This is a genomic window from Corynebacterium sp. HMSC072G08 (assembly GCF_001809185.1).
In the GTDB taxonomy this organism is placed as follows: Bacteria; Actinomycetota; Actinomycetes; order Mycobacteriales; family Mycobacteriaceae; genus Corynebacterium; species Corynebacterium phoceense.
Map to the genome: position 1 here is coordinate 1 of NZ_KV796452.1, position 19,829 is coordinate 19,829.

Here is a 19,829-nt window from a genome sequence, read left to right on the forward strand (position 1 = left end):
AGACCATTGCCCAGCGCACCGAACAGCTCGCCACCGAGCGCAACCTCATCCCGCTGCCCGAACCCCAGGAGACCAGTTTCGCAGACTAAAGAAGAACCCAGCCGGCAAGAGCCGCGCCGACCGCGACGGACCACGCCGGGGCCTTGAACCAGAGTGCTGCGAAGGCGGCCACAGCGATGAGAGCGGTGGCCCAGCCTGTCACGCCGTGGGTGATGATGGGATCCCAGAGCGCGTGGGTGAGCAGCCCGACGACGGCGGCATTGACGCCAGCGAAGGCGCCGCGCATGCGCGGAAGCGTGCGCCAGCGCGACCAGAAGTAGAGTCCCGCGACCATGAGGAGGGCGCCAGGAAGGAAGATCATCACGGTGCCGACGATTGCACCGAGGATTCCGCGATCGACGGCGCCGACGTAGGTCGCAAATGTGAAGAGCGGCCCGGGTAAACCTTGGGCGATGGAGTAGCCGGCGAAGAACTCAGCGGGGTTCATCCATCCGGTGGCGACGAAGCGATCCTCGAGCAGCGGCAGGATGACGTGTCCGCCGCCGAAGACGAGGGCGCCGGCTTGGTAGAAGGCGTTCAGCCGTGTCGCCCACCAGTTCCCGGTGAGCGCGCCGGCGGCCAGCCCACCGAGCAGTGCGAAGAAGGCAACGAGCGCGCTCCAACCGGCGCGGGCGGTGACGGGGCGCAGCTCGGGTGCGCCAGTAAGTTGTGGCCGGCGGAGGAACGCGGCTCCGAGACCCGCTGCGAGGAGGAGCGGGACTATGTGGGAAAGCCAGAACAGCGCAACGAAAGTGGCAATCGCAAGCGCCCACGTGAGTGGGGTAGAGAGCAGCTTGCGGGCCATGCCGTAGACGGCGTGGGCGACGACGCCTGCTGCGGCGGCGAGCAGACCGGTGAGGAAGGGGGGATCGGCAAGCTGGGCGTCGCGGAAGGCGAGGCCACAGACGGCCATGATGAGGGCCGAGAGCAGCGTGAACCAGAACCAGGCGGCAATAAACCCGGCCCAGCCGCCGCGATGGTAGCCGAGCGCCATGCCGACCTTGGAGCTGCCGGGGCCGGGCAGGAACTGCGAGAGCGCGACGAGGTCCGCATAGGAAGACTCGGTGAGCCAGCCGCGCCGGCCGATGAACTCGGTCCGGAAATAGCCGAGGTGAGCCGCGGGGCCGCCGAAAGACGTCCAGCCCAGCGGGAAGAAGGAGCGCCGGATGTCTGCGGACATGTGGGTTAGTCCGGCTGGTTGACGAGCATGCCAGCGACGCGTTCGAAGTGGTCGGTGAGCATGTGACGGTAGGCCGGGGGAATGGTCTCCTCGTCGATCTGGGCGAGCGAGTTATTCATGAGCTCGAGCCAGCGCAGGGCGGCGGCGCGGTCCACGTGGAAGTGGGCGTGCCGCATGCGCAGGGCTGGGCGGCCGCGGTTTTCGCTGAACTCCTGGGGCCCGCCCCAGTACTGCGCGAGGAACCACTTGAGACGGTTGTGCGCGCCCTCCATATCGTCTTTGGGATACATGGGCGCGAGGATGTCGTCGTCGGGCACCTGCGCGTAGAAGCCCGCGACAAGCTTGTCGAAGGTGGCGTCGCCGCCGATGGCGTCGTAGACGGACTCAGCGCTATTCGGCGTCGTCATAATTGGGGATTCCTTTGCCGTGGGGGTAGGGGGTATTGATGTCGTTCTTCTGCATATCTTCCCAGATCTCGCCCTGGATGAAGCGCTGAACCTGCCATTGGGCGCCGGGGAGGGTCTTGGTCACGATGCGCACGGTGGCATAGTCAGGCTCGACGCTCGAGACGCCGAGCATGTTTGGGGCCTCGAGGATGAGCCCGGAGACGGCTTCCTCGTCCGCCGCGCGTGCTGCCGATGCCGCGATGACAGCTTGGGCATCATCGATGTCGTTGGACAGGCTGATGGGTACCTCGATGCGGGCAATGGCGTAGCCATCCGAGTGGTTGGCGACCTGGAGAATCTCGCCGTTGCGGACGTACCACAGCGCGCCGTCCATGTCGCGGACGGTGGTGATGCGCAACGTGATGTCCTCGACGTCGCCGAAGACGCCGTTGCCGAGATCGATGGTGTCGCCGATGCCGTACTGGTCCTCGAGGAGCATGAAGATGCCAGAGAGGAAGTCCTTGATAAGCGACTGGGCGCCGAAGCCGATGGCGACGCCCACGACGCCGGCCGAGGCGATGAGTGGGGCGACGTTGACGCCGATTTCGGCGAGGATGGTCATGGCGGCCCAGACCCAGATGACGATGGCGACGGCGGAGCGGGCGACGCCAGCGAGCGTCTTAATGCGGGAGATACGGCGTTTCTCGTGCGTCTCGTCGAGGGAGCGCAGTTGGGCCTGTTGCTTGGACTTGGGCTTGCGTACGTTGCGTAGCAGCGGCGGGCGCGAACCGTTCGAGCTCTGCGCTTTGCGTGCGAGCTTGTCGATGAGCCGGCGCGAGAGCCAATGCAGAACGAGCGCAATGAGAATGATGAGCAGGATCTTCAGAGGCTTTTCCACGAGCCAGGCACGGGTATCGGGATTGGACCACCACGAGTTAACCGCGGTGACGGTGTCGGTTGCAGTGTTTTTAGCGAGAATCATCGTCCGCCTAGTGTACGCCAGGGTGAATATAAAAGGCGGAAAGGTACGCGAAAAATGGACAGCTTGGTCTAGGCTTGCGTGCATGACTGAGCCGAGCAACCACGAGCGCCGCGCACAACTCGCGCGCGGCTTCCATTCCCGTGCCATCCACGCCGGATACCAGCCGGATAGCCATATGGGTTCTATCAACGTGCCCATCTACGCGTCCACGACGTTCGAACAAGACGGCTTGGCGCAACTGCGTGGCGGCTTCGAGTATGGACGCGTGGCTAACCCGACCGTGCGTGCTCTGGAGAAGACGCTCGCCGCGCTCGAGGACGCGCAGTACGCGCGCGTGTTCTCCTCTGGCATGGCGGCCGTGGATACGCTTCTGCGCATCATCCTGCGCCCGGGCGCGCACGTCATCCTCGGCAACGACGCTTATGGCGGCATGTACCGCCTGCTCCACAATGACTACGGCGATTGGGGCGTCGAGCTCAGCATCGTCGACACTACCGACGTGCAGGCGGTGCGCGCGGCCATCAAGGACAACACGAAGCTCATCTGGCTGGAAACGCCTACGAACCCGGCGACGAACATTACGGATATCGCGGCCGTCGCGGCGGTGAAGGGCAACGCTGCTGTTGTTGTGGATAACACCTTTGCGACCCCGTACCTCCAGAACCCGTTGGCGCTCGGTGCGGACCACGTGCTCCACTCCACCACGAAGTATCTGGGTGGGCACTCGGACGTCCTCGGCGGCGCGGTCGTGACCAATGATCCGGAGATGGACGAGCGCCTGCTTTACTTCCAGGGCAATACGGACGCGGTGGCCTCGCCGTTTGATGCGTACCTCACTGCACGGGGTATCAAGACGCTTGCGGTGCGCATGGACCGCCACTGTCAGAACGCTCAGGCGGTGGCCGAGTTCCTTGCGGCGCGCGCGGAGGTGAAGCAGGTGCTCTATCCGGGGCTGGCGTCGCACCCGGGCCACGAGCTGGCGGCGAAGCAGATGCGCGGATTCGGCGGCATGATGTCGGTGCGCTTCCACAAGCCCGAGCATGCGACGCAGTTCTGTCTCAACACGCGGCTCATTGCTCTCGCAGAATCGCTGGGCGGTGTCGAGTCGCTCGTGGAGCATCCGCAGCGCATGACGCATGTGTCGGCGGAGGGCTCCGAACTCGTGCCGCCGGCGGACCTTGTGCGTCTGTCGATCGGCATCGAGGATAGTGAGGACTTGCTCGAGGATCTGCGCCAGGCGCTCGACGCTTTAGACTAGATTAAATGTCTCTTAATCTCGCTCGGATGGCTGGCATGACACCTGGCCGGTCTATATCTCACCGAGTGGATTGCGTAGAGATTTCTAAGCCTTTAAATCTTGAACTTAAGGCAGTTTTAAGCGGGCCTTAGTTAGGGGGATCATTTTTTATTGGCTATTCTTAATGCGTGACTGCTATCCAACGACGCAAGCCCGCATACTTGCTCATCTCTGACGCATTGCGCGAGAAGATTGAGACAGGCCAGCTGCGCCCCGGAGACCGCTTACCCACTGAGCGAGAGCTGGTTCAGGAGTTCGGCGTGGCCCGCATGACAGTTCGTCATGCCTTGGACATCCTTCAAATTGAGGGACTCATTGATCGTCGCCGCGGTCGCACAGGTGGAACCTTCGTACGGTCCATTCCGCCGGTCGCCGAGCTCACGACGCTCGACGACATCTACCCGCAGCTCAGCAGCCGCGGAACCGCGCTGCAGACGCGCGTTCTCGATTTCCAACGCACCACTGCTCCGCGCCATATCGCGGCGCAGCTGGAGATCGACGACAACGACGAAGTGTGGGCGCTGTGGCGCCTGCGCTCCACGGAGCTGTCTCCCGTGAGCCTTGCCATGCACTACCTGCCGGTGGAGTTCTTCCCGGACCTCGCAAGCAGCGATCTGGAAGGCATGATGAACAGTCTGGGCGTGCTCAAGCGCGAGCTCGTCACCCCGGCGTTGCCCACCGAGGACGAGCAGTCGCACCTGCTCATCGGCCGGACACAGCCGGTGCTGCGCCTTTCCCGTACGGTGTGGGGCAGCGAAGGGCGCGTCGTCGAGCATTCAGAAGAGACCTTGCGTTCCGATGCCGTCACGGTCGCCGTCGTCGTCGGCGACAGGCCCGCCGCAACGCTCGAGTCTGTCTAGAACGGCAGCAGTCCCGCCGACGAGCGCCGCAGCGGCCGGCGAGAGGGGAGTCGATGATCCCACGCGGCCCCCAGTACATCAGGACGCGTCAAACCTGCGGTTGCGCAGTGCGCGGGCGACGCGGTCGCGGTCCTCGGTGACGCTGCGACGCAGGCCACCGGGCAGTTCGCGCGCGAGGAACTCATCGGCACGCTTGAGGCCTTCCTCTGTGACGTCCCAGCGAGGGAACAAGCCGGAGACGGTGGTCTGTGCGACCTCGGAGGACTGCGCGCCCCAGATCTTCTCCGCGACGTCGTAGAACTCTGCGGTGGGCAGGAGCGCCTCCGAGCCCGGTGACGTGAGACCCGCCAGCTTGGACTCGAGCTCGCGGTTGCCCAGGTCGCCGGCGACGATCTCGTCGTAGACCGCGCGCTTATTCTCTGGCGTGTTGACGGCAGCGCGGGCACGGATGGCGCCCTGGACGCCGAGTGCCGAGTTATCGCGCTTAAGCTCCGAAGTCACCGCGTCCTCCATGTCCTCGCCAGCCGCCGCCAATGCCGCGAGTGCCTTCCACCGCAAGCCCTGGTCCTCGGAGTCGGCGAGGAGGCCCTGCAGGTAGGAACGGGCGGCATCGGAAAGCTCGAGCGAGGTGAGCGCCTGAGCGAAGATGAGGGAGCGCTGTGCGTCCGGGTTCTGTGCGCCGTCGAGCAGGGCAGATGCAAGGGTCTCATCGCTCGCTGCCCAGGCGGGATCGGCGTATTGCCGCTGGGCGGATACCGCCTGGATAAGGATGCGTTCGAGGACGGCGAGCTCCGTCTCTGCGGACGCACCGCGGGCGACGAGCGCCACGAAGTCGCGGGCGCGCATGGTGCCGCCGCGGGTCATCTCCCACGCCGCGGACCAGCACAGCGTGCGGGCCATGGGATCGACGAACTTGTCGATGTTCTCGATAGCGAACGCGAGCGAGTCCTCATCAAACTCGATAAGTGCGTACGTGAGGTCGTCATCGTTGACGAGGACGAAGTCTGCCTTCTCGGCGCCAATGAGGGCGTCCACCGACGTGGAGGCACCATCGATATCGAGTTCTTCGCGGCGGACACGGGTGACAGCCCCGTCGACCACGTTGTAGAGGCCGACCGCGAGGCGGTGCGTGCGCAGCGTGTCGCCGGACTGCTCAACAGAGAATGAAGCATACTTGCCGTCCTCCACGGTAAAGGCAGGCTTCACCGTGTTGACGCCCGTGGTCTTGAGCCACTGCTGCGCCCAGAAGGACAGGTCGCGACCAGAGGCCTCCTCGAGGTGCTGCAGCAAATCGGAGAAGGTCGCGTTGCTGAACGCATGCGCGGCGAAGTGACGGCGTACGCCTGCCAGGAAATTCTCGCGGCCGACGTAGGACTGCAGCTGCTTCAACGTCGAGGCGCCCTTGGCGTAGGTGATGCCGTCAAAGTTCTGCTCGACGGTTTCGATATCAGACGCATCCGTGGAGATGGGGTGCGTGGTGGGCAGCTGATCCTGCTGGTAGGCCCAGGACTTCTCCACGTTGGCGAAGGTGACCCAGGCGGTGTCGTACTGGGTTTCCTCCGCCTGGGAGATGGCCGCGGACCAGGTGGCAAACGACTCGTTGAGCCACAGGTCGTCCCACCACTCCATGGTCACGAGGTCGCCGAACCACATGTGGGCGAGCTCGTGGAGGATGGTGTCCGCGCGGCGCTCGTACTTGTAGTGCGTCGCCGGCGAGGTGAAGACGTACTCGTCGCGAATGGTCACGCAGCCGGCGTTCTCCATCGCACCCGCATTGAATTCCGGCACGAAGATCTGGTCGTACTTGCCAAACGGGTAGGCGTAACCGAAGTTGCGGTGGTAGAAGTCGAAGCCCTGCTTGGTCTCCGTGAACAGGCGCTCGGCGTCGAGGGAGTCCTTGAGGGACTGGCGGCAGTAGATGCCCAGCGGCACCGTGAGCTCCTGCGCGGGCTGGCCCTCCGGGTGCTCCGTAAGCGTGCCCTCCCACACATCCGAGACGCGGTAGTAGGGACCCGCGCACAAGGCAACGAGGTACGTGGAGAGCGGGTAGTCGATCTCGCAGTGCCAGCGAGTCCCATCAAATTCAACGGGGCCATTGGTGATGATCGTCCAGTCGCTCGGGGCCGTAAAGGACAGCGAGTACGTCGCCTTGAGGTTCGGCTGGTCGAAGCAGGCGAAGACGCGCTTGGCATCGGCCGTTTCGAACTGGGTGTAGAGGTACGGCTGGTTATCGGCCGGGTCCACGAAGCGGTGCAGGCCCTCGCCGGTGCGCGAGTAGGTGATGAGTGCGTCGACCTCGAGGACGTGCGCGCCCTTCTTCAGCTCCAGCGGAATGCCGTAGGTGGGGTCGTACTCGAAGTCGATGGCCTCGCCATCCAAGGTTGCGGTGGCAGAATCCCCACGCAGATCGATGAACGTGGAGCCGTCCTCCTTCGCCGTAAACGATACGGTGGTGCGGGAGCGGAACTGCTTCTCGCCGGTGATATCAAGGTCTACGTCGTAGTGCTCAACTGTGACGAGGGCTGCGCGGGCCTGCGCCTCCGAGCGGGTGAGATTAACCGAGGTCATTGGGGTTCCTCCGAAATTTTGTGTGAAAAGTAACGCTACCCACATTAGTCTGGGGGAACGATAACGCACACCATTTTTTAGGAGAAATAATGCAGACCGTTACCTTCTGGTTCGATTGCACCTGCCCGTTCGCGTGGGCCACGTCCCGCTGGATGAAGGAAGTGGAGAAGGTCCGCGATATTAGCGTCGAGTTCAAGCCCATGTCGCTCTCCGTCCTCAACGACGGCCGCGACCTGGACCCGGACTACATGGAGATGATGAAGGCGAATTGGGGCCCGGCCCGCGTCGCCGCGAAGATCATGCTCGAAGCCCCGGAGAAGATCGACGCCTACTACACCGCCATGGGCACCCGCATCCACGGCGCCGGCGAGGGCGGCAAGAAGGGCTACGGCGCCTACGACGACATCATCACAGCCGCGCTTGCCGATGCCGCCCTTCCCGCAGAGTTTGCTTCCGTCGCCAATACGGAGGAGGTCGACGAGGACCTTCGCACGTTCCACCATGAAGGTATTTCCGAGGTCGGCGACGACGTCGGCACCCCGGTGGTCAAGCTGGGCGATACGGCCTTCTTCGGCCCCGTCATTACCCGCATTCCGGCCGGCGAGGAGGCCGGCGAGATTTTCGATGCCGCCGTGCGTCTCGCGCAGTACCCGTACTTCTTCGAGATCAAGCGCACCCGCACCGAAATGCCGCAGGTGCGCGACAACTAGCGCTTACGCGCTCGACATGCTGCGGTGGCGAGGATGACCACCACGATGACCGTGCAGGGTAGCGAGGGCAGGCCCGCGATGTTGATAATCGGCAGGGTCTGCTGCGCCTGGTATTCCTCCCACGCGGCCAGCACCCAGCTCGCCCAGGACGCGGTGCCGATGAGTCCCACGATGAAGGCGACCAAGAGCTGGGCGTGGGTGCGTGCGCCCTTGTCAAAGCGCTTGCTGAACAGTGCGTAGCCTACGGCGACCACGAGGCCTAGGTTGGCGAGCGTGGCGAGGACCCAGCCGATGAGAAATCCCCGATAGTTGGGCAGGCTCGTGACGATGAGCGTCCCGATCCCCGCAGCGAAGCACACGGCGAAGAGGATGAGCGTGGTCGTGAGGTAGCGCGTCATGACACTTACGTTTACCGCAATGTTTGAGTTTGCGCAGCGGAACTGAGCGGTTGCGGTACCATCGTGGTCATGCGCGTATATCTAGGAGCAGACCACGCAGGGTTCGAGACGAAGAACGTCATTGCTGAACACCTGAAGAACCAAGGCCACGAAGTTATTGACTGTGGCGCCCACGCTTATGATGCCGAGGATGACTACCCGGCATACTGCATCGACGCCGCCCAGCGCACCGTCAACGATCCGGGTTCGCTCGGCATCGTGCTCGGTGGCTCCGGCAACGGCGAGCAGATCGCTGCGAACAAGGTGAAGGGTGCTCGTTGTGCCCTCGCGTGGTCCCCGGAGACCGCCCGCCTTGCACGCGAGCACAACAACGCTCAGCTCATTGGCATCGGTGGCCGCATGCACTCCGAGGAAGAGGCACTCGCCATCGTCGACGCTTTCCTCGATCAGGAATGGTCCCGCGCCGAGCGCCACCAGCGCCGCATCGACATCCTCGCCGAGTACGAGCGCACCGGCATCGCCCCGGAGCTTCCGGAGGCCTAATCGCCCCGAATATGACTCAAGCGCCAGCTTTCGCTGGCGCTTTCGTCGTTTTCCGTGCGTGGCAGTGGGTTTTATCATTTCGACGTCCCCAAACGGCACGAGGCTTAGCTTTGGGTTTGTTGCGTTTCGAGGGGTCTGAGTCGGCCTGAAGCGCCATAAACCCAAAGCTAAGGGGGCCTCCAAGAACCCTGGCGCTTGTGTTGACTTGGGGGACGGGGCTTAGAAGTCGAAGTCCATGTCGAACAGGCCGCCGCCGTCTCCGTCGCCGCCACCAAAGAGGCCGTCGAAGAAGCCGCCGTCATCTTCGCCGCCGCCCATGTCGCCGCCGCCCATGTCTCCCATGTCGCCGCCGCCGTCCCAGGCGCCGGACTCTGCGGCTGCGGCCGAGTAGCCAATACCGGACATGCCCGCGAACATAGCGTTAAACATCATGGAGTAACCCATCATCCACACACCGGTGCTCAGAGCATCGGCCCACCATGGACGCGAGTACCAGCCAGCGGGGACCGGACGGCCAGCGACGGTGCCGCCGGGGTAGTAGTTCGGGGTATTCGCCGAGGCGTACGGCGAGGCGGTAATCGTCTGGCCGTCCTGGAGCTCGACCGTGCGCTCCTCCGTGACGCGGCCAGCCTGACGCTGACCCTCGAGCGGCGGGAGCTGCGGGCCGGAAGGCATTCCCATGATCTCGCGGGCGGCATTGACGTAGTGCAGGCCCTCGAGCGCGGACTCGCGCGCGAGGTTCGCCTGCTTGGTCGTCGTGGCGCTGGCGAGTGCGGAATTCGCCGCAGTGAAACGCTCCGAAGCATCAGCCATCGCCTGCTGAGAGGCGGTGTCCGTGCCGGAGAGGTTCATGACCTGGCCGCCGAGGCGCTCGGTCCAGCGGCGCGCGTCTGCGATTGCGTCCTCAAAGCTCTGCTGCTCGATGGCCGCGGTGTTCTTCTTCGAACGGCTCGAGACAAACCACACTGCGCCTCCGACGGCCGCGAGGATAATAATGAGGCCCGTCATGTTGTAGACCACTCACTCCCATGTACTTAAAAGTATGTTCTTCCTGCCCACTATAACGATTAGCTGGGTTCCTGAGTTCCCGTTTTCTCAATTCCACGTGCCATGCGTTAAAGTGTTGAGCAGCACGTTACGCGCACGCGTTTGACGGCATGGGAATGTCGTATAGTGGCTAATACCTCAGCCTTCCAAGCTGAAGACGCGGGTTCGATTCCCGTCATTCCCTCCAACTTTCAACCCCGGTTTCGGCCGGGGTTTTGGCGTATTCTAGGCCGCATGACTGTACCGAATATCAAGTTAAACGACGGAAATACTATCCCTCAGCTGGGCTTTGGTGTGTTTAAGGTCGACCCAGAGCAGACCGCGGAACTTGTGGCCGAGGCGCTGCGCGTGGGCTACCGCCACATCGATACCGCAGCCATCTACGGTAACGAGGAGGGCGTGGGCCAGGCCATCGCCGAGTCCGGCATCCCGCGCGAGGAGCTGTTCATAACCACGAAGCTGTGGAATGACCGCCAGACCGACGCCGCCGCGGCGCTGGACGAGTCACTGCGGAAGCTGGGCCTCGACTACGTCGACCTCTACCTCATCCATTGGCCGACCCCGGAGAAGGACACCTTCGTCGAAGCGTGGAAGCAGCTCATCGAGCTGAAGAAGGCCGGCAAGGTCAAGTCCATCGGCGTCGCGAACTTCGAGCTCGGCCACATTGAGGAACTCGAGCTCAATACCGAGGAGACGCCAGCCGTCAATCAGGTCGAGCTGCATCCGTACCTTCAGCGTTGGCGCGAGCTCGACGGCATTCGTGCACACGGCATCAAGATCGAGTCGTGGGGTCCGCTGGGTCAGGGCAAGACCGACATTATGGAGCAGCCCGAGGTCACCGGTCCGGCTGAGGCCCATGGTGTCACCCCAGCACAGGTGCTTATTCGCTGGCAGCTGCAGAATGGCGTCATCGTCTTCCCGAAGTCCGCGCACAAGGAGCGCATCGCAGAGAACTTCGACGTCTTCGGCTTCGAACTCACCGAGGACGAGATGGCGGGTATCACGAGCCTGGATCGCGGCGAGGACGGCCGCGGCGGCCCGCACCCGAACGACTTTAACTAGTCCATCCGGCGACGATAGCCTCGAGCGCTGGGAAGTCCGGCGCAAAGAAATCCGCGTCGTCGAACTCGGGCTGGCTGCCGTGGCCCCAGCCCACGAGCGCCGTCGCGATGCCGAGTGGGCGGGCGCCCTCCGTGTCGTGGGAGCGGTCGCCGATCATGAGGATCTTGGACTCGTGGCCGCGTAAGTCCATGGAATCAAGGACCCACTCGATGACCTCGCGCTTGCGCTTGCGCGTGCCGCCCTCGTCGTCGGCGCCGCCTATGAAGTCGAAGTGCTCGAGGACACCCAACTGGTCCAGGATGAGTGTGGTGACGGTGTCGCCCTTGCTTGTCGCCGTGCACAGCGTGTGGCCCGCCGCCTTCCACCGAGGTAGGGCGTCCGCCCAGCCCTCGTGGAGCGTGGTCCACTTCCACCCCGACGTGTCATACACCTGGTGGAATGCGGCGTAGATACGCTCGACGGCATCGGAAGCATAGCCCCAGGCCGCGAGGGTATCGCGCAGTGGGGGCCCGGGGAGCCGGTGGAGCTGGGCATCGGAAGGCTGGGGCAGGCCGAGCTCATCCATGGTCGCGCGGATGCACGCGGCGATGCCGGGATAGGAGTTGACGAGCGTGCCGTCGACATCGATAAATAAAATCGCCATGTTTGCCAGACTAGCTGCCGGTTTCCGCAAACGGCGCTACACCCAGTAGACTTGCGCGATGAACCCGTTTCGGCGGGTCGCGGGACGTGGCGCAGTTTGGTAGCGCACCTGCTTTGGGAGCAGGGGGTCGCAGGTTCAAATCCTGTCGTCCCGACGTAAAAGAAGGGGTCCAAGACGAAGAGTCTTGGACCCCTTTAGTACACTTGTGAGCCGTACATTCTACTAACTACCCGCAGGAGAGTTTTCCGTGAAGACCACCGTCGACAAGCTGAGCGATACTCGCGTCAAGCTGACCGTTAACGTTCCGTTCTCGGAGCTGGACAAGGAGATCGCGCAGGCTTACGCTGCCATCGCGCAGCAGGTCTCGATCCCGGGCTTCCGTAAGGGCAAGGCGCCGCGCCAGCTTATCGATGCGCGCATCGGCCGCGGCCCCATCCTCGAGCAGGTCGTCAACGACATGCTGCCTACCCGCTACGAGCAGGCCGTCGTTGAAAACGACCTCAAGGTCATCGGCCAGCCGGAGATCGACATCACCAAGATCGAGGACAACGACGTTGTCGAGTTCACCGCTGAGGTCGACGTCCGCCCGGAGATCGAGGTTCCGGACTTCTCCAAGATCGCCGTCACCGTTCCGGCCATCGTTGCTGACGATGCCGCCGTGGACGAGGCTCTGGAGAACCTCGCCGAGCGCTTCGGTGAGCTCAAGGACACCAAGCGCAAGATGAAGACCGGCGACTACGCCATCATCGACATCACCGCCGAGATCGACGGCAAGAAGATTGAGGACGCGTCCACCGAGGGCCTGTCCTACCGCATCGGCGACGACGACCTCATCAAGGGCCTCGACACCGCACTGCGCGGCATGAAGACCGACGAGGACAACGAGTTCACCGCTGAGATCAACTCCGGCGAGCACAAGGGCGAAGAGGCCACCATCAAGGTCCACGTCGTTCAGTCCAAGGAGCGCAAGCTGCCGAACCTCGACGACGAGTTCGCTCAGATGGCGTCTGAGTTCGACACCATCGAGGAGCTGCGCGAGGCCACCAAGGGCCAGGTCGAGGAGTCCAAGAAGTCCGAGCAGGCTGCTGCCATCCGCGACGAGGTCCTCAAGGCTGCCATGGAGCAGGTGTCCTTCGAGCTGCCGCAGTCCATCGTGGACGAGCAGGTTCACGCTCAGCTGCACCAAGTCCTGGGCCAGCTCGCACACGACGAGAAGGCTCTCGCCCAGCTGCTCGAGGCACAGGGCACCACCCGCGAGGAGTTCGACAAGGAGTCCCGCGAGCAGGCTGAAGAGTCCGTGCGCACCCAGCTGTTCCTGGACGCCGTCGCTGACAAGGAAGAGCCGGAGGTCTCCCAGCAGGAGCTCACCGATCACATCCTGTTCACCGCACAGTCCTACGGCATGGACCCGAACCAGTTCATCCAGCAGATCCAGTCCAACGGCCAGATCGGCAACCTGTTTGCCGACGTCCGCCGTGGCAAGGCACTCGCGGCCTCCATCTGCCGCGTTGATGCTAAGGACGAGGACGGCACCAAGGTCGACGTCGAGCAGTACTTCGGCGAGATCGAAGAAGACGAGGAGACCGCAGCGAACGCTGAGGATTAATCCTTCACGCTGAAAGCCCGGGCTGCAGCCCGGGCTTTTTGCATGCCTACGCGGCTGGCGTAACGCTCATAGCGAACAAGGCCCTTTCGAGGGGTTCTTGGCGACCAAAGCGCGGTAGGGTGGTGCCATTGGCTTTTCGCGTCGTGGTTTTCGCTGCGGCGGCAAAGCGGAAAAGAACACGTACGAAGGAGACTGATTAGAAGTGTCTGACATCACTATGACGGCACCGGGCGCAGGCATGAACCTGGGCGATAGCGTCTACGAGCGCCTGCTGCGCGAGCGCATTATCTTCCTGGGCACCCAGGTGGACGACGAGATTGCGAATAAGCTGTGCGCACAGATCCTGCTTCTGTCGGCTGAGGATCCCACTCGCGACATTTCGCTCTACATTAACTCCCCGGGCGGTTCCGTCACGGCCGGCATGGCCATCTACGACACGATGAAGTACTCGCCGTGCGATATCGCCACCTACGGCATGGGCCTGGCTGCCTCCATGGGCCAGTTCCTGCTCTCCGGCGGCACGAAGGGCAAGCGCTACGCTCTGCCACACGCACGCATTATGATGCACCAGCCGTCTGCTGGCGTGGGTGGCACCGCTGCCGATATCGCCATCCAGGCCGAGCAGTTCGCCGCCACCAAGCGCGAGATGGCCGAGCTCATCGCTGAACACACCGGCCAGACCTTCGAGCAGATCACCAAGGACTCCGACCGCGACCGCTGGTTCACCGCGCAGGAAGCCAAGGACTACGGCATCGTCGACCACGTCATCGAGTCCGCTCAGGGCCCGCTGTCCAATCTCTAAACCGGCACGCATTCTTTTAGAAGGAGAATCTTTTATGTCTAATTTCCAGATGCCGAACTCCCGCTACGTGCTGCCGTCCTTTATCGAGCAGTCCGCCCAGGGCACCAAGGAGACCAACCCGTACTCCAAGCTCTTCGAGGAGCGCATTATCTTCCTGGGCACCCAGGTCGATGACACCTCCGCCAACGACATCATGGCGCAGCTGCTCGTCCTCGAGTCCCAGGACCCCGACCGCGACATCACGATGTACATCAACTCCCCGGGTGGCTCGTTCACCTCGCTGATGGCCATCTACGACACCATGCAGTACGTTCGCCCCGACGTGCAGACCGTCTGCCTGGGCCAGGCCGCGTCCGCCGCCGCTGTGCTGCTGGCCGCCGGTGCCCCGGGCAAGCGCGCAGCCCTGCCGAACTCCCGCATCCTCATCCACCAGCCGCGCACGCAAGGCACCCAGGGCCAGGTCTCTGACCTCGCCATCGAGGCTGCCGAGATCGAGCGTATGCGTCGCCTCATGGAGGACACGCTGGCCCGCCACACCGGCCGTACCTCCGAGCAGGTCCGCCAGGACACCGACCGCGACAAGATCCTCACCGCGCAGGAAGCCGTCGAGTACGGTCTCATTGATACGGTGTTTGATTACCGTAAGCTCAACGCTTAAGCGCTAAGACACAAGGGCGGCCTTCGGGCCGCCCTTTTTTAGATCTCCCGCAGTGCTGCCTGAATGCGAGCTGGCACTGGGTAGCGCCGCTGCGTCGCCAGCGTTCCCCACAACCATGGCCAGCGTGGAGCTGCCGATGCCCGCAACCATCGCGTCCCAGCCCGTCGCAGCGTCGAGGCCCAGGGCATTCCACCCCACGGACACCACAGCACCAGTGAGCATGGAGGCGAGCGCGCCCGCCTTATTCGCCTTGGGCCACCACACCGCACAGATATAGGACGGCGTGAACGCGGTGCACGAGCTGTGCGTCATAGCGGTTGCCCAGGGCACACCGAACACGGCACAAGACTCTTTGTGCGCTATCGCATAAGAACGGGAGAGAAGTCTAAGCCTCGTACGGCGGCAGAATCGCTTCGGGGGTCTCCGGCAGCACCTGGCCGCCGTCGATGATGAGGGTTTGGCCCGTGATGTAGCCGGCTTCGCGGGAGGCGAGGAACGCGGCGGCATTGCCGATATCGCGCGGGTCGCCCAGGCGGTGCATGGGGATGGCGCGGGTCATCTCGGCGAGGTACTCCTCGCCCTGGCCTTCGAGGCCCTCCGTCAGGATGTTGCCCGGCAGCACGCCGTTGATGGTGATGCCGTCGCGGGCGACCTCGAGCGCGGCGGAACGCATGAAGCCCTGCTGCGCGGCCTTGGATGCGCCATAGTGTGCCCAACCGGGGAAGCCCGTGTGGGAGCCGGTGATCGAGGTCGTGATGACAATGCGGCCGTAGCGCTGTGCTTTCATATGCGGCAGCGCCTCCTGCACCACGGTGAACGTGCCATGCGTATTGATGGCGAACATCGCATCCCACTGCTCATCCGTCATGGTCTCCAGTGGCGCGTTGGGGAAGACACCCGCGTTGGAGCACACGATGTCGAGGCGGCCGAATTCCTCGACGACGGAGTCATAGAGCGCGCGGACCGTCTCACGCTTGGTCACGTCGACGAAGCGCGAGTGCGCACCCAGTGATGCGGCGGTGTCAGCCGCGGCCGACTCGTTGAGATCAGCGATGACGACGGTGGCACCAGCCTCGCACAATGCGGAGGCGATGCCCTTACCAATGCCCGTCGCGGCACCGGTGACGACTGCAATCTGATTATTAAGGGAGAACATGCCTTCAGGCTAAACCAGAACGCGCTCGCGCGCAGGAGTCGTGTGAACCTTACGGTACTCCCGAATTCCGCGCAGGCACACACCGCCCGCAACGGTGAGTACCGCGAAGAGAACGTAGAGCGCAAACGGCGTCCACCCTGCGTCGACGAGGTAGCCCACGAGGATGGGCGAGGCCGTCGTGGCCACGCGCACGACGCCAATGGCCGCTCCCATCGCCGAGGCGCGCAGCGCGCCGGGATAGGCCGCCGGGACAACGGTGTAGAAGCCCGTGATGCAGCCGTTTAAAAACATGCCCGCCACGACGCCGAGGACGAGCATCGCCAGCGGTGTGCCCGACAGAGAGATGAAGGCCACGAGCACGACCGCCGCCGCAAGGCAGCAACCGATGGGCAGGCGCTGAGCGCGAATGCGCGTCGTGAGCGTCCCGAAGGCAAGCGAGCCCAGCGTGCCGCCCACAGAGAGCATGATGCCGCCCAGGATGCCCTGCTCGGCGCTGAGCCCGGCGGTATCGAGAAGCTTGGGTGTCCACTGCGACGCGAAACCGAACGCGGACGAGCCGAGGGCGAAGGCTACCCATAGGCGCAGCGAGATGGGGCGCCAAGCGGGGGAGAGGACGTCGCGGAGGGCGGCATCGGAAGGCTGAGCGGGCGCCACAATGATGTCGGAGCCGAGGCCCAAGCGCAGGGCAAGGCGACGCACACCGGCGGAGTCGCCGCGGGCCGCGAGGAAGTCGGGGGACTCAGGGATAGACCACGCGAGAGCAAGCGCGACGAGAGTGAGTGCGGCGCCGACCCAGAAGATAATCTCCCAGGCGCCGAAAGACTTGGCCACCCAGCCGCACGCGGCGGCGCCTAGGCCGTAGCCCGAGGCATAGATGGCCACGGCGAGACCGCGGTGGCGCAGGTTGGAAAACTCGCTCACGAGCACCGTGACGCACGTGAGGATGGCGCCCACGCCCACGCCGGTGAGGATGCGCGCGGCGAGCAGGAGCGCGAAGTTCGGCGCGAGCGCCGTCGCGACGAGACCCACAAGATCGATGGCGAGGCCTAAGAGGATGACTGTGCGGCGGCCCCAGCGGTCCGCGCGCGGGGCTAGGATGAGAGAGCCGAGCGCGATGCCGATGCCCGCCGCGGCAAGCAGCCAGCCCAGCGCTGAACCGCTCAACCCAAAGTCGTCCGTGACGGCCGAGGCGGCGAAGGCCATGGCGACCATGTCATAGCCGTCCAAGGAGTTGATAAAGAGCGCAATGGCGATGATGGTCCATTGATACGTTCCCATGCGGTGAGAGTCGATGCGCGACCGAATGTCCATGGTCAGGGCCTTTCCAGTTAATGTATTACCAAAGTCATTTTTCTGCCCCTGTGCAGGGTTGAAGGAAAGGTACTGTACCGCTTGGTCTATGTCTAGCGGACCGGCAATAATATTCATCTTCATGTGTCGCCGCGCGGGAAGAAATCGGGGCGGCGGCGCGTTGATTTACTAGAGTGGGAAGTTACGGCGCGCCCAGCGCGCGACTCCCTAGACGCAATCGAGACGGAAGGCCTGAATTGGCACGCATGCAAGAAAGCGCTGACCTGCTGAAATGCTCATTCTGTGGGAAGAGCCAGAAGCAAGTGAAGAAGCTTATCGCCGGCGGCGGCGTCTACATCTGCGATGAGTGCATTGAGCTGTGCAACGAGATCATCGAAGAGGAGCTGGGGAAGAACGCTGAGGCCGCGGAGGAGAAGGCGGAGACGCGCCTGCCGCGCCCCTCGGAGATTTCGGCGTTCCTCGACAAGTACGTCATTGGCCAGGATCGCGCCAAGCGCGCGCTGTCGGTGGCGGTCTACAACCATTACAAGCGCATGAAGTCGGACGAGGCCCAGGCTGCCGATGCCTCCCGTAGGCGCCACGCCGCACCCGAAGACGCTGTAGAAATCGCAAAATCCAACATCTTGATGCTCGGCCCGACCGGCTCCGGCAAGACCTACCTCGCGCAGACGCTCGCGCGCATGCTCGACGTCCCGTTCGCTATCGCCGATGCCACCTCGCTCACTGAGGCCGGCTATGTGGGCGAGGATGTGGAAAATATTCTGCTCAAGCTGTTGCAGGCCGCGGACTTCGACGTGGAGCGCGCGCAGCGCGGCATCATCTACGTTGACGAGATTGACAAGATCTCCCGCAAGTCGGAAAACCCGTCGATTACCCGCGACGTCTCCGGCGAAGGCGTGCAGCAGGCGCTTCTCAAGATCCTCGAGGGCACCGTCGCTGCTATCCCGCCGCAGGGCGGCCGCAAACACCCGAACCAGGAGTTCATCCAGCTCGATACCTCGAATATCCTGTTCATCGTCGCCGGTGCCTTCGCGGGTTTGGAGAAGGTCATCGCGGACCGCGTGGGCAAGAAGGGCGTGGGCTTCGGTGCGAAGCTGGACACCGCCGCCGAGCGCGAGCGCCACGACCTCTTCGACCAGGTGCGTCCGGAGGACCTCGTGAAGTTCGGCCTCATCCCCGAGTTCATTGGCCGCCTGCCCGTCGTCGCGACCGTGGACAACCTCGACACGGAGTCCCTCGTCCGCGTGCTCACCGAGCCGAAGAACTCGCTCGTGCGCCAGTACCAGGCTCTGTTCGAGATGGACGGTGCCGCCCTCGAGTTCGATAAGGACGCCCTCGAGGAAATCGCCGAGCTCGCCATGGAGCGCAAGACCGGCGCCCGCGGCCTGCGTGCCATCCTTGAGGAGCTGCTCGTGCCCATCATGTACGACCTCCCGGACCGCGAAGACATCTCCGGCGTGCGCATCACGGCCGCCACCGTCCGCGGCGAGGCCGAGCCCGAGTACCTCTACGCCCCGGCCGAACAGTCCGCCTAAAAGAATCCTCCCGCAGCCGTGCTGGCGCGGGAGGATTTTCGCAAGGAACGGGGCGAGTTGCTGCCGAAAATCGTCATGTGCGTTGAACTCTCGCGACGATTTTCGCAAGGAACGGGGGATTAGTCGTAAATGCCCGCACCCGAGTCGTAGACATCCGAGGGCACCTCGGACTCATCGTCTTCGACCTTGGCGGTGAGGTAGGACTCCTGACCGGTGTCCGGAATATTCGCCGTGAGGAACGCAAGGATGGCGTCGATAACCATGCGGCGCATGCCCTCCGTGTTGGTCTCGTTCGTCATGTCGAGGCCCAGCAGATTGATCATCATGTCTTTGTTCGTCGTGCGGTACATCGCGAGCGACGCGATGAGTACGAAGACGTCATTCGCGGAAATACCGGGGCGGAAAGCGCCGGCGTCCTGGCCCTTCATGAGCAGCTTATCCAGGTGGAGCGAGAGCTCGGAGAGGTCCGTGACCGCGGCGTTCTGCGTGGTCTCGAGGGACTGGATGACGGATTCCTGCGTGAGCAGGCGCACGGCCTCAGGGTGGGCGACGTACTGGTCGAAGATGGTGTCCACGAGCTTGCGCACGCCTTCGACGGGCACGGCGGAGTGGGGTTCCATGAGCGCCACGTTGGGTGCGAGCAACTCGGCGGCGTGGGCTAGTGCCTTTTGATACAGCCCCTGCTTATCGCCGAAGTGATAGTGGATCATGCGCTTGGACATGCCGGACGCGCGGGAAATGGTGTCGAGCTTTGTCTCGGCGAAACCCTTGCGGGAAAATTGCTCTGTAGCAATTTCGACGACTCGCTCGACGGCGACCTCGGCCGCGGTGGTGCCGGTTGTCTCGGTCGTAGCGTTGTCATCAGTAGCCATCGCTGTGGGTCTCCCTTTCTCAAATTTCTCTGCCTATCCATCGTGCCCGAAAAGCGCGGGCCGTGAAATTCAAATGTGGAAATCTACCCGAAATGGGTGAAAGGTGGAGCCCATTTGGGGGGGTGCCCGGTTGGGGTTAGGTCACAGTGGTCGCATTTTCATGGGTGTGCAGGG

The 19,829-nt window shown here is 63.5% G+C and carries 20 protein-coding genes and 2 tRNA genes; 11 read left to right on the forward strand and 11 right to left on the reverse strand.

The window, feature by feature from the left end; genetic code table 11:
- Positions 1-85: 85 nt before the first annotated feature.
- Genes chrA through HMPREF2559_RS10070 form a run of 3 tightly spaced genes read right to left on the reverse strand, consistent with a single transcriptional unit; the run spans position 86 to position 2,587 of the window.
- On the reverse strand, positions 86-1,219 hold the full coding sequence (chrA, locus tag HMPREF2559_RS10060) for a chromate efflux transporter (RefSeq protein ID WP_070540594.1): 1,134 nt from the start codon (positions 1,217-1,219) through the stop codon (positions 86-88).
- A gap of 5 nt (positions 1,220-1,224) precedes the next feature.
- A complete protein-coding gene (locus tag HMPREF2559_RS10065; protein WP_070540597.1) occupies positions 1,225-1,626 on the reverse strand; it encodes a globin domain-containing protein in 402 nt (133 codons plus the stop codon).
- The gene (locus HMPREF2559_RS10070) at positions 1,610-2,587 is read right to left on the reverse strand and encodes a mechanosensitive ion channel family protein (RefSeq protein WP_070540600.1); all 978 of its coding nucleotides are present in this window, start codon (positions 2,585-2,587) and stop codon (positions 1,610-1,612) included. Before HMPREF2559_RS10070 ends, HMPREF2559_RS10065 begins: the two co-directional genes overlap by 17 nt.
- 82 nt (positions 2,588-2,669) lie before the next feature.
- Between HMPREF2559_RS10070 and HMPREF2559_RS10075 the strand changes: the two genes are divergently transcribed.
- Together HMPREF2559_RS10075 and HMPREF2559_RS10080 are read left to right on the forward strand one after the other, a co-directional pair.
- Positions 2,670-3,845, forward strand: a complete 1,176-nt coding sequence (locus HMPREF2559_RS10075; protein WP_070540604.1) for a cystathionine gamma-synthase — start codon at positions 2,670-2,672, stop codon at positions 3,843-3,845.
- Positions 3,846-4,012: 167 nt separating this feature from the next.
- Positions 4,013-4,744 carry a GntR family transcriptional regulator gene (locus HMPREF2559_RS10080; RefSeq protein WP_070540607.1) on the forward strand — a complete coding sequence of 244 codons (732 nt, stop codon included), beginning with the start codon at positions 4,013-4,015 and terminating at the stop codon, positions 4,742-4,744.
- Positions 4,745-4,822: 78 nt separating this feature from the next.
- On the opposite strand, the gene pepN is transcribed toward HMPREF2559_RS10080, so the two are convergent.
- Entirely contained in the window at positions 4,823-7,312 is a 2,490-nt protein-coding gene (gene pepN / locus HMPREF2559_RS10085; protein WP_070540609.1) for an aminopeptidase N, read from the reverse strand.
- An 89-nt stretch (positions 7,313-7,401) separates the two neighbouring features.
- Here pepN and HMPREF2559_RS10090 point away from each other — a divergent pair, with 89 nt between their 5' ends.
- Positions 7,402-8,022 carry a mycothiol-dependent nitroreductase Rv2466c family protein gene (locus HMPREF2559_RS10090; RefSeq protein ID WP_210387034.1) on the forward strand — a complete coding sequence of 207 codons (621 nt, stop codon included), beginning with the start codon at positions 7,402-7,404 and terminating at the stop codon, positions 8,020-8,022.
- On the opposite strand, the gene HMPREF2559_RS10095 is transcribed toward HMPREF2559_RS10090, so the two are convergent.
- Entirely contained in the window at positions 8,019-8,420 is a 402-nt protein-coding gene (locus HMPREF2559_RS10095) for a hypothetical protein (RefSeq protein ID WP_066490468.1), read from the reverse strand. The two genes, HMPREF2559_RS10090 and HMPREF2559_RS10095, sit on opposite strands and share 4 nt — an antisense overlap.
- A 69-nt stretch (positions 8,421-8,489) precedes the next feature.
- On the opposite strand from HMPREF2559_RS10095, the gene HMPREF2559_RS10100 reads away from it, so the two are divergent.
- Complete coding sequence (locus HMPREF2559_RS10100) at positions 8,490-8,963, forward strand: ribose-5-phosphate isomerase (RefSeq protein ID WP_066490477.1); 474 nt, start codon at positions 8,490-8,492, stop codon at positions 8,961-8,963.
- Positions 8,964-9,182: 219 nt separating this feature from the next.
- On the opposite strand, the gene HMPREF2559_RS10105 is transcribed toward HMPREF2559_RS10100, so the two are convergent.
- Positions 9,183-9,971, reverse strand: a complete 789-nt coding sequence (locus HMPREF2559_RS10105) for a hypothetical protein (protein ID WP_070540622.1) — start codon at positions 9,969-9,971, stop codon at positions 9,183-9,185.
- A 151-nt stretch (positions 9,972-10,122) separates the two neighbouring features.
- Between HMPREF2559_RS10105 and HMPREF2559_RS10110 the strand changes: the two genes are divergently transcribed.
- Both HMPREF2559_RS10110 and HMPREF2559_RS10115 read left to right on the forward strand, forming a co-directional pair.
- Positions 10,123-10,197, forward strand: a tRNA-Gly gene (locus HMPREF2559_RS10110).
- Between the two features lie 47 nt (positions 10,198-10,244).
- A complete protein-coding gene (locus HMPREF2559_RS10115) occupies positions 10,245-11,072 on the forward strand; it encodes an aldo/keto reductase (protein WP_066490478.1) in 828 nt (275 codons plus the stop codon).
- On the opposite strand, the gene HMPREF2559_RS10120 is transcribed toward HMPREF2559_RS10115, so the two are convergent.
- Positions 11,065-11,715: an HAD-IA family hydrolase gene (locus HMPREF2559_RS10120; protein ID WP_066490480.1), complete on the reverse strand. Its 651-nt coding sequence runs from the start codon at positions 11,713-11,715 to the stop codon at positions 11,065-11,067. The genes HMPREF2559_RS10115 and HMPREF2559_RS10120 overlap by 8 nt on opposite strands.
- Positions 11,716-11,795: 80 nt before the next feature.
- On the opposite strand from HMPREF2559_RS10120, the gene HMPREF2559_RS10125 reads away from it, so the two are divergent.
- From HMPREF2559_RS10125 to HMPREF2559_RS10140, 4 genes are all read left to right on the forward strand, one after another.
- Positions 11,796-11,869 (forward strand) — tRNA-Pro (locus tag HMPREF2559_RS10125).
- 93 nt (positions 11,870-11,962) lie between these two features.
- Positions 11,963-13,321 (forward strand): trigger factor, encoded by a 1,359-nt coding sequence (tig, locus tag HMPREF2559_RS10130; RefSeq protein ID WP_066490482.1) that lies wholly within the window; start codon positions 11,963-11,965, stop codon positions 13,319-13,321.
- Positions 13,322-13,538: 217 nt separating this feature from the next.
- On the forward strand, positions 13,539-14,123 hold the full coding sequence (locus HMPREF2559_RS10135; protein ID WP_230384166.1) for an ATP-dependent Clp protease proteolytic subunit: 585 nt from the start codon (positions 13,539-13,541) through the stop codon (positions 14,121-14,123).
- A gap of 34 nt (positions 14,124-14,157) precedes the next feature.
- Positions 14,158-14,781, forward strand: coding sequence for an ATP-dependent Clp protease proteolytic subunit (locus HMPREF2559_RS10140; protein WP_066490487.1), 624 nt, complete (start codon positions 14,158-14,160; stop codon positions 14,779-14,781).
- Positions 14,782-14,784: 3 nt separating this feature from the next.
- Here HMPREF2559_RS10140 and HMPREF2559_RS10145 read toward each other — a convergent pair whose 3' ends face one another.
- The 3 genes from HMPREF2559_RS10145 to HMPREF2559_RS10155 all read right to left on the reverse strand — a co-directional run bounded on the left by HMPREF2559_RS10145 (position 14,785) and on the right by HMPREF2559_RS10155 (position 17,248).
- Entirely contained in the window at positions 14,785-15,093 is a 309-nt protein-coding gene (locus HMPREF2559_RS10145; protein WP_141759173.1) for a hypothetical protein, read from the reverse strand.
- Positions 15,094-15,166: 73 nt separating this feature from the next.
- On the reverse strand, positions 15,167-15,937 hold the full coding sequence (fabG, locus tag HMPREF2559_RS10150; RefSeq protein ID WP_066490495.1) for a 3-oxoacyl-ACP reductase FabG: 771 nt from the start codon (positions 15,935-15,937) through the stop codon (positions 15,167-15,169).
- A 9-nt stretch (positions 15,938-15,946) separates the two neighbouring features.
- Positions 15,947-17,248 carry an MFS transporter gene (locus HMPREF2559_RS10155; protein ID WP_070540615.1) on the reverse strand — a complete coding sequence of 434 codons (1,302 nt, stop codon included), beginning with the start codon at positions 17,246-17,248 and terminating at the stop codon, positions 15,947-15,949.
- A gap of 236 nt (positions 17,249-17,484) precedes the next feature.
- On the opposite strand from HMPREF2559_RS10155, the gene clpX reads away from it, so the two are divergent.
- Positions 17,485-18,783: an ATP-dependent Clp protease ATP-binding subunit ClpX gene (clpX, locus tag HMPREF2559_RS10160; RefSeq protein WP_066490499.1), complete on the forward strand. Its 1,299-nt coding sequence runs from the start codon at positions 17,485-17,487 to the stop codon at positions 18,781-18,783.
- A gap of 119 nt (positions 18,784-18,902) precedes the next feature.
- On the opposite strand, the gene HMPREF2559_RS10165 is transcribed toward clpX, so the two are convergent.
- Positions 18,903-19,655, reverse strand: coding sequence for a TetR/AcrR family transcriptional regulator (locus HMPREF2559_RS10165; RefSeq protein WP_066490503.1), 753 nt, complete (start codon positions 19,653-19,655; stop codon positions 18,903-18,905).
- Between the last annotated feature and the right edge of the window lie 174 nt (positions 19,656-19,829).